The organism is Vibrio aestuarianus, from assembly GCF_028858425.1.
GTDB lineage: Bacteria > Pseudomonadota > Gammaproteobacteria > Enterobacterales > Vibrionaceae > Vibrio > Vibrio aestuarianus.
On record NZ_JAKNYQ010000001.1, the window covers coordinates 2,355,463 to 2,371,126 of the forward strand.

The following is a 15,664-nucleotide window of genomic DNA, read 5'->3' on the forward strand; positions in this document are numbered from 1 at the left end:
TTGGTTGACTTAGTGACCTTCAAATTCACAGATACTATAGACGGTTAGTCCCATTGCTTGTAAACGTTTGTCTCCACCAATTTCAGGTAGATTAATCACAAACGCAGCATGGTCAACTTCACCCCCTAATTGACGGATCAATTTGGTGGTCGCTTCAATCGTGCCACCCGTCGCAAGCAGGTCATCAACCATCAGAACTTTATCGCCTTTCTTAATGGCATCGACATGAATTTCCAAGGTATCGGTGCCGTACTCTAACTCGTAAGACTGGGCAACCGTTTCTCGTGGCAATTTGCCTGGCTTACGTACAGGTACAAAACCAACGCCTAACTCCAACGCAAGTGGTGCACCAAATAGGAAACCACGCGCCTCAGTGCCCACGACCTTGGTAAAGCCCATGTCCTTATATTTTTCAACCAACAATGCAATGGTCGCTTGGTATGCCTGAGCATCTTCTAGCAAACTGGTGACATCACGAAATAGAATGCCCGGTTTTGGATAATTAGGAATACTTTTGATGCTTGATTTGATCAGAGAGATAGTTTCAGTTGTCATAACTTCATTTACTTCGATTGGCTCGTAGACCCCAAGGCTTATACAGGCTTAGAGTGGTAGAGCATGAGCTCTCAGCACTATCGATATGCCAATATATCTAGTCGCTGAAAAAACAAACGCCCACTCGAAGAGTGGGCACACTTCTCTATAATGCTAGTGATTTTCTTGTTGGTTAGCAACCTGCTCATGAACTGGAAGGCGAATAAACCAAGTGATCAATCCCACAAGCATGATAAACAACATGATTTTTAACCAAGAGTGAGGAACAAACCAGATAGAAAAAGCAAAACTCGCGATAATCCATATGCAACCTCGTTGCTTAACTTGTTGAGAGACAGCGCGATACTGTTGCCAATTATCGAGTATTGGACCAAAGATACGGTGATGGTGTAACCAATAATGAAAGCGAGGGCTGCTTCTCAAAAAACAAGCACTGGAGAGTAGGATAAATGGAGTCGTTGGGAGTAGAGGTAAGAAAATACCGATAATGCCTAAAACTAGGCTCAGCCCGCCAAAAATATTAAGAAAAAGATGACGAATATTAATGACGAGCTCCGTTCAAAATTAAAAACCTGAATAGCCGTTAAATACACGAATCCAAGTCAGTGTTGCAGGTAAAGTCGGGATTAAAATGACGGCGATTAAGCCTAAAAAGTAAAAAACGTTATAAGGTTCTTTAAAATCTTGGTCTGCCATTGCTACTTCTCTAGTGTTGGGTGACTGTTTTCTCCGCTCTTTTTATCAATTAGGGTTAATGAAAAGTAAACGGATTTAGTGATTATTGTTTTAGGCGCAAACTATACCTCAAACACATCACCACAAACACAGAGTAAAATTAGGGTTATTAAAGTCTAATAACGACTAGCGAATTAATCAGCTTCACCGATCAGTCAGGCATCTTTGCCTTGATAAATATCCAGTTTAAAGCTGCTGGAACCTAATCGATTACTTGATAGTTGGCAGGCTGAATTAATCGGTAAATCCTTGGTAATAAAATTTTTCAAACAGTTTTCACCTAAGTTAACACCAGGTGCTATGTGTTGGTTGATGTAGCCGTTAGACCACTGGCAGTCCAAACCAGCCGGCAACAACGAAACCGTTCCTTCAGCGAGATCCGCAATACCAAATAGCGCTTTGACGGAGTTGGCCGATTTAGCGCACTCAATCCCCTTTTCCAATATCTCAGCCATATTTTTTAGATCAGCACTGAAGCTCTTTAAGTTACGCAGATAGTCATGAAATAAGGCTCTGACCAATAAGGTCGAGGCAACACCATCTTCATGGTAATTATTTGAATCAACTAAGTAAAAAGCAAATTGCCCATTCATTAGCCACGCATAATCAAAGACCAAAGGCATCACATCAGCAGACTGTAAAAGTCGATAAGTGCATTTCCAACTTCCTTGCGAGGTGTCTTTATCCGGTAACAAGGCGTGAAGCAAATCTCTTGCAGCATTTGGATTATCTTGTAAATACTCGAGATGCCAATGTAATTCCTGCTCTTCAGGAACATCACCATCATCATCAATACGAAACCACTGAGTTGAGAAGTCACGTTGATCCGCCAAACGACTGAATGAATCTTCTAGTGTACTTTCAATCGCACAACCAAGATGTTGGTGGTTACCAATTGGTTTGGGTAGAAAATCTTTGATGCCAAAGCGCAAGGCTTTGGCGACATCAGACATTTCATCGGTCGCAGATACCACAATCAATGGCATTGAAGGATATTCCAGACTCACTTCTTCAACAAATTCAATACCATTTAACACTGGCATTGCAAGATCACAGACAATAAGATCGGGTTCTGCATCTTTTAATTTGCGTAAGCCATCAAGGCCATTTTCGGCTTCAAGCACTTGATAGCCCTGAGAAGCCAAGTAGCCACTGGTGATATGTCTGAAAATAGGATCATCATCAACGAGCATAATGAGCTTCTGGTCGATGGGAGTATTCTCTATACGTTTTTGTGCCGAGCGCTCACCAACCTGACTGTGAGATTTGTACATGGTTATCGCCTCACAATGCTTTTAAAAGCGGTTATATTATTGTTATAAGATGGATTGATACGATACTTTATAAGGTAGTATCTAAATAAGATTTATACAAATGTTCCACTTTCTTTTGAGGCTACCTACTATATGTATTGAATATCACTTTTCGTCAAACAAGTTGATATGACTCAAACTTTGACAAATGATATACGTATAGATTACTCAAATTCGCAAAATAATGTGTCAGGAATAATGAAATTAGATGACCTAAACCTATTTCGACTGGTGGTCGAAAATGGAAGCTACACCGCTACTTCACGTAAAACGATGATCCCAGTAGCAACCATTACCCGACGCATTCAAGCACTTGAAGATTCGTTGAATCTTAGGCTGTTGAATCGTCATGCTCGGAAACTGTCGCTAACTGAAGCCGGCGAACGATTCTTTCAAGAGTGCTCACCTTTACTGCACAGACTCGCGGCGACAACTGAAGAGATCACTGACGACTGCCGAGGGGCCTCAGGTAAACTCAAAATATCCTCACCATCCAACGTGACAAAGCGCATGATGATGCCCATCTTCAATGCGTTTATGAATCAGTACCCTGATATCAACATTGAGCTCACCACGAGCAATCATGCTGACCAGCTTGACCCGACCGAATGGGACGTCATTTTCAGAGTTGGACCACAAAGAGACTCTAGCCTAATTGCACGAAAAATTAATGAAGTAAAAGACATCTTGGTGGCAAGCCCTACTTATCTGGCTAAGCATCCGGCCCCCATTCATGCAGAAGAACTCAGTAACCATTCGCTGCTTAAAGGCCACCCTCTAATGAAGTGGCAACTGACGAATAACAAAGGGGAAAGCATAGTTAATAACGATAAAGGTCGCTTTCAAGCGAATACCCTCAATGTCGTTCGCAGTGCCTGCTCTGAAGGTCTGGGTATTACTTTGATGCCAGATGTGATGATAAGGGAGTTTATTGAAGATGGAAGTCTGGTGCGAGTGCTACACGATTGGGTAGCAAACCCACGTGATATTTATATGCTTTACAACCACAAAGATCATTTACCTGAAAAAGTCCGTTTATTTATCGATTTTGTGATTGCCTATCACACTGACTAAATTCTAGATTAAGCGTTTTGTTGTCTTGTAAGAGACCCAGCCTGACTGGGTCTCTTTTCTATAAGAATTCTACAAATTTGCTCAAGTCACGCTCTGGCACTTTCAACGCTGTACATCCTGGTGTTCCTAGATATAAGAAGCCAACGATTTGATCTTCCCCTTGCACAGAAAAAGCTTTACGCACCTCAGGATGAAACATCCAATTACCTGAACGCCAAATGCCTTGAAAACCTTGTGCTACTGCGGCCATTTGCATAGCTTGCACCGCGCACCCAGCCGACAAATGCTGCTCGAATGCAGGCACTTTGTCATGTGCGGTCACTTTGGCAATGATGGTAATGACCATCGGTGCTCTAAAGGGCGCATTTTTCACTTTTTCGATCACCACCGCTTCACTGTCATCAGCTTGTGCTGCTGCCGCTAAAATATTGGCGAGTTTATTCAAGCCACTTCCCTGAGCGATGACAAAGCGCCAAGGTGTTAAACCGCCGTGATCAGGTGCTCGTAGACCCGCTTTAATAATATTTTCCAATACTTTGCCTTCAGGTGCGGGTGAGTTGAGCTTAGCAATGGAGCGTCGGTTCAACAGCAGTTCTAATGCATCCATTTGAAATCCTTCTTTACTTCATTATTGTTTTTTCATCTTATAACAAATGAGAATAATTCGCACAAAAAAAGCGAGGGGCTATCCCTCGCTGTTAATACTTTAAGTTAGAGTCATTGCGATTAAGGATAAAAACGCTCATTTAATCCAGCACGAGTCAGTAAACCATCGCACGGTGCAAATTTATCGCCATACTTTTCAGCATGTTTGTTCATCATTTCAACTAACTTATCGATACCTATTTGATCCATATAACGGAATGGCCCACCAAGGAAAGGAGGGAAACCAATACCGAAAATAGCACCAATATCGCCATCTCTAGGGCTACGAATAATGCCTTCATCTAAACAACGAACCGCTTCATTGAGCATTGGTAATACACAACGCAGTGCCATTTCATTGTCGCTCAATTTCGATTCCGGAGTCAGCTTCAGCAATTTGTAGACCGACTTATCCACTTCTTTTTTCTTGCCTTTGTAAGTGTAGAAGCCTCTGCCGCTCTTACGGCCTTTACGGTTATCGTTCAACAGTACGTCAAATACATCTGGACCTTGGAATCTCGGCCCCAACTCCTTGACCAGAATCGGCATAATTTTCGCTCCGATATCGACACCAACCTCATCTAACAAAGTGATAGGCCCAACAGGGAACCCAAAATCAAGCAATGCCGTATCGAGCTTTTCAATCGGCTCACCCGCCATTAACACTTGCGCGGCTTCATTCATGTAAGGGGCAAGAATACGGTTCACATAAAAGCCAGCACAGTCTTTAACGACAATCGGTGTTTTACCTTGTTTACGGGCAAGTGCAACTACGGTGGCAACCGTTTCTTCCGAAGTACTTTGATGAGGAATAACTTCCACCAACGGCATTTTTTCTACTGGGCTAAAATAATGCAAGCCAATAATATTTTCAGGGCGAGCCGCTTTCTCTGCAATTTGATAAATTGGTAGTGATGAAGTATTGGTTGCGAAAATGGTGCTATCTTTCGCGTTTTGCTCAATATCTGCAACCATCTGCTGTTTTAGATTTAAATCTTCAAATACCGCTTCAATTACTACGTCAATCTGCGAATAGCTAGTAAAGTCCGTTCCACCAGACAACTGCGACATTTTCGATTGTAATTGTGCCTTAGACAAAATTCGGCGCTGACGCTGTTTATCAAACAACTTGTAGTTGTAATTCAGCGCGTTCAAAACACCATCATTAGAAACGTCTTTAATGCGTACTGGCACTTTCGCTTTTGAAGCCGTTACATGACTAATGCCAGCCCCCATCAAACCGCCCCCTAATACACCAACACGCTGAACGTGTTTAGGTTTGGCGCTGCTGCCCGTTTCTTTTTTCATCTCGGTCGTCGCGAAGAAGATAGAACGCAAGGCTTTTGATTCAGAACTCATTACCAAATCACCAAAACGCTTTGCTTCTAACTCCAATCCGGCTTTAAACCCATGCTCTAAACCGTGTCGAATTACATCTAAAATTGCATCAGCCGCAGGGTAGTTTCCGCGCGTCTTTTGTTTAGTTTTTTTCGCCGCTTGCTCAAAAATCAACTTACGCCCAAATTGAGTATGAGACATCAGCTTTTCTTTGGTTGCAACCTTATGTTTCTTCTGCTTTTTGCCTGCATTATCGATAACAAACTTCTGCGCTACATCAAGCAAAATAGTTTCAGGCACGCAGGCATCCACCACTCCCAGTTTCTTGGCTTTTTTTGCTCTTAACTGCTTGCCAGTCAAAATCAAATCAAGTGAAGGGAGCAAACCAATTAAGCGAGGTAAACGCTGAGTGCCACCCGACCCTGGCAATAAGCCGAGTTGAACTTCAGGCAAACCTAAACGCGTTTTATCGGAATCCGTACACACACGGTAGTGACACGCTAATGCTAGCTCTAAACCACCACCTAAGCAGGGGCCATGAATCGCAGCAACAACTGGGAAAGGAAGATCAGACAAGGTTTGAAACATGTCCTGACCTTGTTTCGCTAACGCTGCTGCTTCCGCTGACGATTGGCAAGCGTCCAACATGCGAACATCAGCACCTGCAATAAAGTTGTCTGGTTTAAGTGAGTGGACAACCATCCCTTTTAAGCTGTTTTTTTGCGCGTCCAGTTCTGAGAAAATGGCTTGCATTTCTTCAGCAAACGCCGCTTGCAACGTGTTCATTTTCTCGCCTGGGACATCAATAGCGAGCCACGCGATATTTTGCTCATCAATGGTCAAATTAAAGGCTTTTGCTGTGTTCATTATTCAACCTCCAAAATCATCGCTGCGCCAAGGCCACCAGCCGCACATGCCGTATTCAAGCCTAACCCGCCCCCCCGGCGTTTCAGCTCTCTTAATGTCTGTGTAATCATACGTGCACCAGTTGCTGCAAAAGGGTGACCATAAGCGATAGAACCACCTAACACGTTGAATTTATCCATATCAATTTCACCGATAGCTTTCGCTCGACCTAAATGCTGTTGGGCAAATTGGTCACTCGCGAACATTTTCATATTGGAAAGGGTTTGCGCTGCAAAAGCTTCATGCATATCAATTAGTGTAAGGTCGGAAAGTTCGATACCCGCGCGCGCCAAAGCAAGAGGAGTCGCGTAGGAAGGCCCCATAAGCATGTCTTGTTCTACCCCAATCGCAGAAAATGCGTATGAGCGGATATACCCCATGATCTCTAGACCGAGTTCTTTAGCTCGCCCTTCGCGCATCAATATAAGCGCGGCGGCACCATCAGTTAGTGGTGTACTGTTGGCTGCGGTTACGCTGCCATATTGGCGATCAAACGCAGGACGTAGCTTGGCATAGCCCTCTAAAGTGGAGTCATGACGAATATTGTTGTCTTCCGCAATCCACTTTTTATAAGGTTCAGGAAAAGCGGTCATCACTTCGCCCTGAATTTTACCCTCTTTCCACGCTTGCGCAGCTAAGGTATGGGAACGATGAGCCAGTGCATCTTGCTCCAAGCGACTGATATTATGTGACTTCGCCATCTGTTCCGCCGTTTGCCCCATCGATAACCCAGTCGAGTATTCTGCAACAGCAGGAGGAACTGGCATTAAGTCTTTGAAGGAAAGCGATTTTAATATATTGAGTTTTTGAGCAACCGTTTTAGTTTTACTCAGTGCGAGAAGACCTGCGGCAAGCTTTTTAGAGACACCAATTGGCAGAACAGAAGAAGAGTCAGCACCACCCGCAATACCGATATCAATGGTTCCAGCCATGATACTTTCAGCCACATTAACCGCGGCTTGAAAACTGGTGGCACAAGCACGTGTCACGCTGTAAGCGTCGGTGTGGATATTCATACCAGTGCCTAACACGATTTCACGCGCAATATTCGGCGCTTCCGGCATTTGGACCACTTGCCCAAAGACCAATTGTTCAATCAATTTAGGATCAATATCCGTACGCGCTAACATCTCACCAACGACCATTTTTCCTAGGTCGACGGCGGGAACTTGGCTAAATTCGGTGCTTTGACGCGCAAAAGGAGTGCGCAGCCCCGCTACAATTGCAACACGTTCACCCGAGCGTGTTTTGACTTCCTGCTTGCCCATTGTTTCTCCTTACAATAAGAGGTCTGACCTGCGCATTGTAACGAGATTGTTAAAACAATCAAACAAGTGTTTAAATAAACGTGATATTCGCATCGAATCTAGGCAAATCCCGATAAAACAACGGAAGAAAAACATAAGACAACTCGAGAAGATAGCCCTCTCATGGTCGCGGACGCGCTCTGGTATTGGAGAATTTTAGGCAAAAAAAACCACACAAGAATGTGTGGTCGGAATATATAAAGCAATTAACTTACGCCAATTGAAATAATCAGTTTCCTGATTAGGAGAAAGTAAAGTCAGCCTTCAAAAGGAAGTGTCATCTTGCTCAACATGTTAGTCGCAATGACTAACGAGATGACAAGGTGTACTATAGCGGCTTCAGGTGATGACTTTTTGAAGTAGATCAATTTTATTGTGATTTATTGAATGTAGCGGAATGAAAAAGCCGCAAAACTTGAATTTCCATAACACACCGTATTCCTATGCTAAACGCATAACGTTGGTATAAAACCACAGAGCAGATGGAGGCTCATGTGTCGATAATAAAAATGTTTGGAAAGAAAAAGGCCAGCCCCCCGGTCAATAATGATATGGACAGACAAAGAAAATATGAAGCGCTCGTGCGCGCCTATCATCGGGACCTTTACCGATATGCCTACTGGCTGTGTAAAGACAAGAGTATTGCAGAAGATTTGGTGCAAGAGACCTGCCTGCGAGCTTGGAAATCTCTTGATAGTTTACTCGATGAAAAAGCAGCGAAATCGTGGTTGATCACGATTCTGCGTCGAGAGAATGCTCGCCGATTTGAGCGAAAACAATTGGATTTGGTCGATATTGATGACTATAGCGGCGATGTTAAAGTCAACGACGATCCTCATCACCAACAAGAATGGTTACAAGCACAGATCATGAAATTGGATATTGAATACCGAGAACCACTTTTTCTGCAAGTGATTGGCGGGTTTAGTGGTGAAGAAATTGGCGAGATCTTAGAGCTCAATAAAAACACAGTGATGACTCGCTTGTTTCGAGCTCGTAATCAATTGAAAGAAATGTTGGATTCTTCTGAAACTTATAGAGGGCAGCAAAATGGATGATTTAGAATTTCGCCGCCGCGTGATGTCAGATCCAAAACAGCGCGATAAAGATCTGATCGATGCCGCCTCAGCGAATGAAGCGAACAGTAAATTTTTAGATGATGTGCTCAATCTAGACACGAAAATTGCCGCTGCCATGAATGTTGATGTGCCTGATGACTTAGCCGATCGCATCTTATTTAACCAAACATCCGTAGCCGACAATGTAGTTCGACCAACTTTTGCAAAGCAAGCCATGGCGATGGCCGCTTCTATTGCTTTTGTTTTCGGGCTACTCGTAGGTCAAGTCAATTGGGGCAACTTAATCGTACCACCAGCGCAAGCTAGCCTTGTCGATACGGCAATCAAACACGTTATTGATGAAGATGGGTTTGTCAGCACTCTTGATGAACAGGTGAATTCAAGCCAGATCAACGCAAAAATGCTGCCTTTTGCTTATCAGCTCAATCATAATTTTCCGTACCATGTTTACTATTTAAACCATTGTGGATTTGGTCAAGCAAATGCCCTACATATGGTATTTCAAGGCGAAAAAGGCAAGGTAACGCTATTTTTAGCTGGCGTTGCTAGTGATCAACCTGCCAATTTCACCCAGCAAGGCATGAATGGCATTGTCGAACCAATGGGTAACACAAGCCTTATCCTTGTCGGAGAAAAAGGTGAAGATGTCGCTAACATCGCCAAAAAACTGATGCCAATGCTAAAACCTGCCAGCTAAGTCACGTTCCGACTCACATCGAGTTGTGGGTCGGATTTTTCCGATAAAAATAGAGTCAAAACTCTAAAACAAAGCATTTTATAAGCTTTTCCTGCCAGATAGACATCATTTCTGCAATTTTATCATCCAATTAGACAATGGTCGGATTTCTATCTTCTACACTAGAGTCTAGTATCAGCCACCAAACTGAGCTATTGCTCAGACAACGCCCATTAGAGGCGACGATGTTAAAAGGAAAAGCACAATGAACAAGACGCGTCTGTTTAAAAAATCTCTACTCGCTGTAACTGTAGCTCTCGCTTCACAACAAGCACTTGCAGCAGGTTTCCAACTCAATGCACAATCGGCTACTGGCGTAGGTCGTGCGTTCGCTGGTGATGCCGTTATCGCCGATAACGCATCGGTAATGGCTCGCAACCCAGCGGCGATGGCTCTGTTTGACAAAATGGAACTATCTTTAGGTTTCGAAAGCATTACATCAATGATTGATGTGAAAGATGCAAAGTATATGGGGCAATCAATTCCTGATGTGGATGATGTAGGCGGTACATCTATCGCTCCAAATATCCACTTAATTGTTCCAGTGAATGACAAATTTGCGTGGGGTGTTAATGCTTACACCAACTTTGGTACCAAAACTGAATTTTCTGACTCATATCCAGCTTCAGAATATGGTGGTTTAACTGATGTTAAAAGCATTAACTTCGGTTTGGCTGGTTCATACCGTATCAATGAGCAGTGGAGCATTGGTGCTGGCCTAGATCTGATCTATGGTCAAGGCACAATGAAGCGTTACGCTAGTGCAACATTAGCTGCTGGACTAAAGGTTCCTGCAGGAACGGCTCTTCTAGATGTTGATAAAGCCGATGGTTGGGCTGTTGGTTTTAACTTAGGTACAGTATACGAATTAGACGAGAATAACCGCTTTGGCCTTGCTTACCATTACAGTCCGGAATTTGAAGCGAAAGATGATTACGGTCAAAAAATCGTCCTACCACTTCCAGATATCGCAGAATTCTCTGGTTTTCACAAAATTCAAGACACCAAGTTTGCTGTCCACTATAGCGTGCAATGGATTGGTTGGGGTGCCTTTGATCAAATCGACTTTAAAAACCTAGATGCTTCACAATCACCTATCGCAGCAAAACTAGCTGGTGGCGGCACTTACGGTAAAGAATACCAATGGCAAGACGGCTGGCACTACGCAATCGGTGGTACTTACTATCTAAATAACGATTGGACAGTGCGTGCTGGCTATATGTACGACACTAGTGCACAAGACTCACTAACTTCAGTTTCTGTACCAGATTCTGATCGTCAATGGTTCTCGGCTGGTTTCACTTACAATATTGATACCGCTTCAAATATAGACTTTGGCTTCACTTACTTATTAGGTGACGATGTAAGCGTTAAAGAAGATTCTGCCGGTACTGTACTAACCGCAACAACTCATGCAGATGCAATCCTAGTCGGCTTACAATATAGCCGCAGCTTCTAAACAAAACGTTTATTAGCAAAGCATCAATAAAGGGCTGGTTTTCCAGCCCTTTTCAATACTGTAACAGCATACCCTCGCCTAATTCAGCTAACAGCTGTACCTTTACAACCTTAAACCACGCTACAAATGTTCGCTGAAAAATAGAAACACTTTCATAACAAGCAGAGCATTCGACTTGAAAATCTTGATTTTAAAGATTTTACTTTCAAAAGTAGGAAATACACTGCTTTATATTTTTAAAGTATTAGCTCTAACCTTAGAATCCGCATACCAAATTCAAATATTTCAGCGAACATTATAATGAAATCAAATAAAACTCTTCTTTCACTCGCAGTGGCATGTGGACTATTCAGCGTATCAAGCGCATCCCAAGCAGCAGGTTTCCAACTTGCTGAATATTCTGCAACCGGTCTTGGTCGTGCTTACGCTGGTGAAGCAGCCATGGCTGATAATGCCAGTGCACAATGGCGTAACCCTGCCATGCTGACTTATTTGAAAGGTACGCAAATTTCTGTGGGTGCTATTTACGTTAACCCGAATGTTGATGTTAAAGGCAAAATCAATGGTATGTTAGAGACAAGTTCAGACGACTTTGCACGCGACGCGGTAATTCCTAACTTCTACCTATCACATCAGGTCAATGAAAAACTGGTGCTTGGCTTGGCTCTGGGTACTAACTACGGCATGGAAACAGAGTTAGATAATAACTTTGCAGCAAGCCATTTTGGCAATGAAGCCATGGTTAAAACTATGGAAGCGAATGTTAATGTTGGTTATCAAGTGACCCCAACGGTTAGCATTGGTGGTGGTGTTCGCTATGTCATAGGTGAAGGGCATTTTGGTGCGACCTCTCCGGCTCAAACTAAGCCTCTTCCACAAGGCACAACACTAAAATACATGGAAGGTGATGACACATCTTGGGGTTGGCAAGTAGGTACCGCTTGGCAAGTCAACGATAACAACCGCATTGGTTTCACCTATAAATCAGAGGTAAAACTGAAACTTGAAGGTCACGCTGAAGGACTTGGCTTTGGTTTGCCATCAGGTCAAAAGCTTGATGGCTTTATGAACCTAAACCTACCTGCAACCGCAGAATTAGCAAGTTTCCATCAACTCAATGACAAACTTGCTCTGCATGCTAGCATTAATTGGACAGACTGGAGCAGCTTTGACAAGCTCGAAGCCGACCTGGTAGGCAGAGCCCAGCCATCTGAAGTGAAAATTGAAAATTGGGAAGACAACTATCGCTTCGCGTTAGGGGCAACTTATCAACTAGATGCAAAATTGGCATTGCGCGCTGGTGTTGCATACGACATCGCGGCAGTGAGCGATAAAAACCGAACCATTACTATCCCAGAAACAGACCGTACTTGGCTAAGTATTGGTGCTGGTTACGCATTTACTGACCAATTCACCCTAGATGCAGGTTTCACTTACATCCTAGCGAAAGATGCACCGATTACTGAATCTCGTGGCTATGCCTCAGATGATGCAGCGGAAAAGATCGGTGGTCAGTTTGTGGGTACAACGACAGGTAATGTATGGATAATTGGTGTGCAAGCCAATTATCGATTCTAATATCTAGCGAAACATTCAAGGCCAGAGCACTGCTCTGGCTTTTTTATTCCTTGTAATTTAGATGGTTTTTGCTGCCGAATAGTTGAGATATGATAGCGACAACACTATTAATGAACAGGATTGGGCATGTCTACCGAAGAGATTAAAAATGAACGCCACAAGGCGCGGCAACAGAAAGTAAAAGAACAAGTCGATGCAAAAATTTCCGCCGCCCAGCAAGAAAAAGGTTTGCTGTTAATTATTACGGGTAATGGTAAAGGTAAATCAACTTCCGGCTTTGGCACCATTGCTCGTGCAGTTGGACATGGGATGAAATGCTCGGTAGCGCAATTTATTAAAGGAACATGGGCCAATGGTGAGCGTAATTTATTAGAAAAACTGGGGGTCGAATTTCAAGTTATGGCCACCGGTTTTACTTGGGAAACACAGAATAAAGAAGCTGATACACAAGCTGCGCAGTCGGTATGGCAAGAATGCAAACGCATGCTCAAAGATGAGTCGATTGATGTGGTGCTATTTGACGAACTGACTTACATGGTGAGTTATGGGTACATTGATTTAGATGAAGTGGTCAGCGCATTAGAGCAACGTCCGAAAATGCAGTCCGTTGTCATTACTGGTCGTGGAGCACATCGCACCTTAATTGAAATGGCTGATACGGTCTCAGAAGTTAAAAACGTAAAGCATGCTTTTGAGTCTGGGGTAAAAGCCTTAAAAGGTGTGGATTGGTAGAACGAAGATAGCCTCCTCATCTGAGGAGGCTATAAAGATACCTATTCAAGAATTAGTTAAATAACCCTTTCAATAAGCTATCCACGGCTTTTTTGGTTTTCTCATCTTTGATCTCGACGCCTAATTTTTCTAAACCACGATCGATCTCTTTTTGCGCTTTTTGCTTAAGCACGTCATCAAACACTAGCTTAAATTTAGGATCAGCCCATTTTCCTGACACATTGATAGGAATGGTCACATCGCGAAGTTCATCGATATCTTGACCACCTTGACCTTCGAGTGAACCAACAATTGAAGTACTGACTAAGAAATCTACGGTTTCATCAAGATAATTCGCTTTACCTTCACCGCGAATTCTTAGCAACGGTGATTGCATCGCTAGGTTATTGGTAGAAACCTCACCTTTATTCAGTGTCAATGTCGCGGTCATAGCGCTAAAGTCTGTTTTTTGCACAGCGTCACTTTCTACTTTTTTACCTTTGATTTTGGCGTAATTGCTACGAATCAAGTGCGCGATATTGATGCCATTGACTGCTCCATCTGCAAAATTAATCTTTACCGTACCAACAAGGTTCTTTTTGATGCCCGTCGGTGTCAAGCTTTGACCTTTGACATCCACATCAAAATTTCCCGTCCCTTCTAACATTTCGTTATTAGCGACATCTTTCAATAGTGGCAGGACTTTCACACCCTTTATGTTTTTCTTCACACTGTAGGTAGCCGGAGTTTTAGTTGCATCTAAACGAGCCGTCGCTTGGATAGAGCCTTGGTACAAATCAGATGTAAATGACACCAAATCGGCAATACCGCGGTTAACACTAAAATTGGTTTTGACATTTTGCAGATGAGCATTGCTTGCCTTGAACTTATCAATCACCACCACACCTTTTACATCCAATGTTTTTAATGCGCTTAGATCTGGTTCAATCTCAGGGGCAGCAGTAGCCGTTGCCGCCTTATCGGTAGTCGATGCAGCCGGCTGAGTGCTTCCACCTACTGGCTTACCCGCAGGCTCGGCAGTTGTTGAACCCAAAAACTCATCAAGATCGATATTTGGGCTGTGGAGATTAAAACGAATTTTAGGAATGTCGGCTAAAGTAACATTAGCATCACCATCAAAGCTCAAGGCATTGGCTGTAAGTTTATTTAACAGCACATTGAGGTAGCCTTTTGTGATATCAAAACTGATATCCGAGCTCAGCCCGACCTTCATCGGGTTTTGCGGTAAACTAGCCCCTTCTAGATTGGCATCCAACGTTAACTTATCAACTTTCACCAAGCTGATGGCTTTATCAACGGTAAGTTGAGCGCTCCCTTGTGCATCTAACGCTAGATCGGCAGCTTTGCCTTTCACGCTAAATGAAAGGTCATTTGCCTTATCAAACTCAAAAGTCGCTAATTCGACTTTCGCAGCATCAATTTGGTTTGATGGGTCACTAAAACTCGTATCAAGAACGATATTCTTTAATGCATATTCTTTGAAACCAGCAGCCAATTTAAACTCTGCTCGGCCTGTTGCGGCAAAATTTTGTTGGTTATTTTTGCCTTTGGCAGCAAAAGTCATTGATGTCCATTGATCAACCGCAAACTCAGAAAGATTGAGAGCCACATCATAGAGTTTTGTATGCGTCCCCGCTTTGCGATCTTGTATTTCAAGTAACGCATTTTCTACGCTAACACCTGCAAGGTTAATGCTCCACTCTTGGGTCGGACTTGCAGAATTATCGCTATTCTGTGCATTTGGCGAAGGCTTTTCATCTGATGAAGCTTGAGTCGTTTGAGAGGCTGCTGGCTGAGTCAAACTATCTAGATTTGAGCGACCATCTTTGAGGGTTTCGAGGTGAAACTCCGCCCCATTTAAGCTGATATTGCCAATTTCCAACTGCTTATCAAGCAGAGGCATAACAGAAATATCAATACCAACTTGCTCCACTTTAAACAAATTTGCAGTGGTAAAACCTTGAGGGTTTCTAAGCTCGGTTCTACCTAGTTCGAAGCCGATGGAAGGGAAGAAACTCCAGCCGATATTTCCTTCGATCACTAAGTCTAAGCCAGTTTGTTTTTTGGCTTGCTCCACGATCAATGGTTTAAATTGGTTAGGGTTAACCAAAAGAACAAGTGCGAGCACGGCCGAGATTAACACGCCGATAATGATGGCAATGAAAAGAAACAGTTTTTTCATCAGCTTTTTCCTTGCTTATGTTTAG

General features: G+C 43.2%; 14 protein-coding genes. 6 read left to right on the forward strand and 8 right to left on the reverse strand.

Annotated features, from left to right (window positions below; all coding sequences use genetic code 11):
- Positions 1-9: 9 nt before the first annotated feature.
- The 4 genes from apt to MCT08_RS10790 all read right to left on the reverse strand — a co-directional run bounded on the left by apt (position 10) and on the right by MCT08_RS10790 (position 2,564).
- Positions 10-555, reverse strand: coding sequence for an adenine phosphoribosyltransferase (gene apt, locus MCT08_RS10775; protein ID WP_053310181.1), 546 nt, complete (start codon positions 553-555; stop codon positions 10-12).
- Positions 556-708: 153 nt separating this feature from the next.
- Positions 709-1,074, reverse strand: a complete 366-nt coding sequence (locus MCT08_RS10780; protein WP_053310182.1) for a YbaN family protein — start codon at positions 1,072-1,074, stop codon at positions 709-711.
- Positions 1,075-1,119: 45 nt separating this feature from the next.
- Positions 1,120-1,251 (reverse strand): hypothetical protein, encoded by a 132-nt coding sequence (locus MCT08_RS10785; RefSeq protein WP_141652834.1) that lies wholly within the window; start codon positions 1,249-1,251, stop codon positions 1,120-1,122.
- 194 nt (positions 1,252-1,445) lie between these two features.
- On the reverse strand, positions 1,446-2,564 hold the full coding sequence (locus tag MCT08_RS10790) for a response regulator (protein ID WP_274678396.1): 1,119 nt from the start codon (positions 2,562-2,564) through the stop codon (positions 1,446-1,448).
- A gap of 237 nt (positions 2,565-2,801) precedes the next feature.
- On the opposite strand from MCT08_RS10790, the gene MCT08_RS10795 reads away from it, so the two are divergent.
- Positions 2,802-3,677 (forward strand): LysR family transcriptional regulator, encoded by an 876-nt coding sequence (locus MCT08_RS10795; protein WP_274678397.1) that lies wholly within the window; start codon positions 2,802-2,804, stop codon positions 3,675-3,677.
- A gap of 58 nt (positions 3,678-3,735) precedes the next feature.
- Here MCT08_RS10795 and MCT08_RS10800 read toward each other — a convergent pair whose 3' ends face one another.
- The 3 genes from MCT08_RS10800 to fadI form a co-directional block, all read right to left on the reverse strand.
- The gene (locus MCT08_RS10800) at positions 3,736-4,284 is read right to left on the reverse strand and encodes an NAD(P)H nitroreductase (protein WP_274678398.1); all 549 of its coding nucleotides are present in this window, start codon (positions 4,282-4,284) and stop codon (positions 3,736-3,738) included.
- Between the two features lie 119 nt (positions 4,285-4,403).
- The gene (gene fadJ, locus MCT08_RS10805) at positions 4,404-6,527 is read right to left on the reverse strand and encodes a fatty acid oxidation complex subunit alpha FadJ (RefSeq protein WP_274678399.1); all 2,124 of its coding nucleotides are present in this window, start codon (positions 6,525-6,527) and stop codon (positions 4,404-4,406) included.
- Positions 6,527-7,834, reverse strand: a complete 1,308-nt coding sequence (gene fadI / locus MCT08_RS10810) for an acetyl-CoA C-acyltransferase FadI (RefSeq protein WP_053310187.1) — start codon at positions 7,832-7,834, stop codon at positions 6,527-6,529. The genes fadJ and fadI overlap by 1 nt, the downstream gene beginning before the upstream one ends.
- A gap of 521 nt (positions 7,835-8,355) precedes the next feature.
- Here fadI and MCT08_RS10815 point away from each other — a divergent pair.
- The 5 genes from MCT08_RS10815 (at position 8,356) to cobO (ending at position 13,457) form a co-directional block, all read left to right on the forward strand.
- Positions 8,356-8,931, forward strand: a complete 576-nt coding sequence (locus MCT08_RS10815; protein WP_171979967.1) for a sigma-70 family RNA polymerase sigma factor — start codon at positions 8,356-8,358, stop codon at positions 8,929-8,931.
- A complete protein-coding gene (locus MCT08_RS10820; protein WP_053310189.1) occupies positions 8,924-9,649 on the forward strand; it encodes a DUF3379 domain-containing protein in 726 nt (241 codons plus the stop codon). Before MCT08_RS10815 ends, MCT08_RS10820 begins: the two co-directional genes overlap by 8 nt.
- Positions 9,650-9,893: 244 nt before the next feature.
- Complete coding sequence (locus tag MCT08_RS10825; RefSeq protein ID WP_274678400.1) at positions 9,894-11,147, forward strand: outer membrane protein transport protein; 1,254 nt, start codon at positions 9,894-9,896, stop codon at positions 11,145-11,147.
- A 300-nt stretch (positions 11,148-11,447) separates the two neighbouring features.
- Positions 11,448-12,725 (forward strand): outer membrane protein transport protein, encoded by a 1,278-nt coding sequence (locus tag MCT08_RS10830; protein ID WP_274678401.1) that lies wholly within the window; start codon positions 11,448-11,450, stop codon positions 12,723-12,725.
- A 126-nt stretch (positions 12,726-12,851) separates the two neighbouring features.
- Positions 12,852-13,457, forward strand: coding sequence for a cob(I)yrinic acid a,c-diamide adenosyltransferase (cobO, locus tag MCT08_RS10835; RefSeq protein WP_274678402.1), 606 nt, complete (start codon positions 12,852-12,854; stop codon positions 13,455-13,457).
- A 52-nt stretch (positions 13,458-13,509) separates the two neighbouring features.
- Here cobO and MCT08_RS10840 read toward each other — a convergent pair whose 3' ends face one another.
- Positions 13,510-15,639, reverse strand: coding sequence for an AsmA family protein (locus tag MCT08_RS10840; RefSeq protein ID WP_274678403.1), 2,130 nt, complete (start codon positions 15,637-15,639; stop codon positions 13,510-13,512).
- Positions 15,640-15,664: the final 25 nt, after the last annotated feature.